The organism is Enterococcus sp. 5B3_DIV0040, from assembly GCF_002140755.1.
GTDB lineage: Bacteria > Bacillota > Bacilli > Lactobacillales > Enterococcaceae > Enterococcus_D > Enterococcus_D casseliflavus.
Window position 1 is genome coordinate 2,620,139 of record NZ_NGLC01000001.1, and the last position, 1,885, is coordinate 2,622,023.

A 1,885-nucleotide genomic window follows, 5' to 3' on the forward strand; every position below is an offset into this window, starting at 1 on the left:
CACTTGATGCTGCTGACCCATTCGCTACTGTTGCTCCTTCGCTAACTGTTGATGACTCTTCTATTAATGTAGCATTATTACTATTTACCTCTGTATCAGTAACCTCTGCAGCGGATACAGAATTACCTAGATACAGAGCTGTTCCTACTAAAACTGATGCAACTCCAATACTTAATTTTTTGATAGAGTATTTTTGAACTTTACAAGCATATTTTTGTTTTCGCAATAATACATTTCTTTTAGACACCATTATTTCACTCCTATATTTATATGAAAATAGATATTATAAAACTCTACAACACTTTAGAAGAGTTTAATCCACCTCAATGTATTAATAAAACGCTCTCATTTATAAAAAAATGCACTATAGAGTTTAAACCGCCTTCCGAGATTTGTGAAATCACTTATATTCATACCAGAATAATTATAATAGCGATTATTCTGGTATGAATTAGCAACACTATAAAATGTTAATTATATATTATCTTTATATTGTTCACTAGCTTTCCATCTTCTTTCAACATTAAAGATAAACGGTAAATAGAGCAGAATATCTAATACAATCAAAACGACTTGTAAAACAGAAGCTTGCCAGCTACCAGTTGCTAAAAAACCTGAAATAACTGGTGGCATTGTCCAACCAGGATCTGTATATGTTCCAGGGACTATGCCTGAGCTGAACGCAAAATAAGCAACAATGAGATTTACTGCTGGAGCTAAAACAAACGGAATAACTGTTAAAACATTCAAAACGACAGGAACCCCGAACATTGTAGGTTCGTTAATATTAAAAAGACCAGGTAATAATGTTAAAGGAGAAAGAACCTTGGCCTGTTGACTGGCTTTACGACGTTTTGCTAACCACGCTAACGCAATAACTAACCCAATTGTCGCACCCGAGCCACCAATAAAAACAAAATTATCCATAAATACAGATGTGAAAACATGAGGAAGTTCTTGTCCAGCTTTATGAGCTGTCGCATTTTCTGTTAAATTAGCTAACCAAATAGGCTTCATAATCGGATTATTTAAAACATTTCCTCCGTGAACACCACAGAACCACAATAAACCATTTAATAAAACTACAATAAAATTACCAAACAACGTACTTCCCAACATACTAAATGGAACACCTAAAACTGTTTTTACTATGTCATGTACATTAGGTAGTTTCAGACTATCTAACAATCCATAAATAATAAGCCAAAAAACTAGAATTACTGTTCCAGGAATAATAGCACTAAAACTTTTTGACACCGCTGGAGGAACTCCTTCAGGCATTTTTATACGAATATCTTTTTTCATAAACCACTGATACGCATAACCATTAAGCAATCCTAAAACAATGGCTACAAATAATCCGCCAGATGATAAATATGATGGTGCGATTCCTCCAACAGAACCTAACGTTTTACCCGATTCATCTAAAAAAGGAATTGTAAACGGAGTAACCATTAAGAACGCTGATATATTAATGACACCAGCTGAAATTCCATCTTCTTTATACTGTTTGACCAGACTATAAGGAATGGCAAAAGCAGCAATTAAAGCGATCAAATTAAAACTAGAATCGACCCCTTTCCAAAGATACGTTGAAATGCCCACTTCCCCGAGCCAAGTTTCCCAACCTGGAACTGGAAAACTTGCAATCACCATCAAAAATGAGCCAATTAGAATTAACGGCATTGAATAAGTAATACCATCCCGAATAGCTATCAAAAACTTATTACTTCCAAAACGACCAGCAATAGGAACCAATTTTGTTTGAACTACTTCTTCAAATTTATTCATTAGCCTTCTCCCTTATAAATAAAAATATCTTCAAAGTTTATAAATTAATTATGATTAACACGTTTTATTCAGATGCTAAGGATTTATATAAATC

General features: G+C 33.8%; 2 protein-coding genes. Both read right to left on the reverse strand.

Annotated features, from left to right (window positions below; genetic code table 11):
- On the reverse strand, nt 1–250 hold a 250-nt coding region (locus A5883_RS19230; RefSeq protein ID WP_176323992.1), incomplete at its 3' end, for a YSIRK-type signal peptide-containing protein.
- 224 nt (nt 251–474) lie between these two features.
- Entirely contained in the window at nt 475–1,791 is a 1,317-nt protein-coding gene (locus A5883_RS12150) for a PTS sugar transporter subunit IIC (protein ID WP_086338677.1), read from the reverse strand.
- Nucleotides 1,792–1,885: the final 94 nt, after the last annotated feature.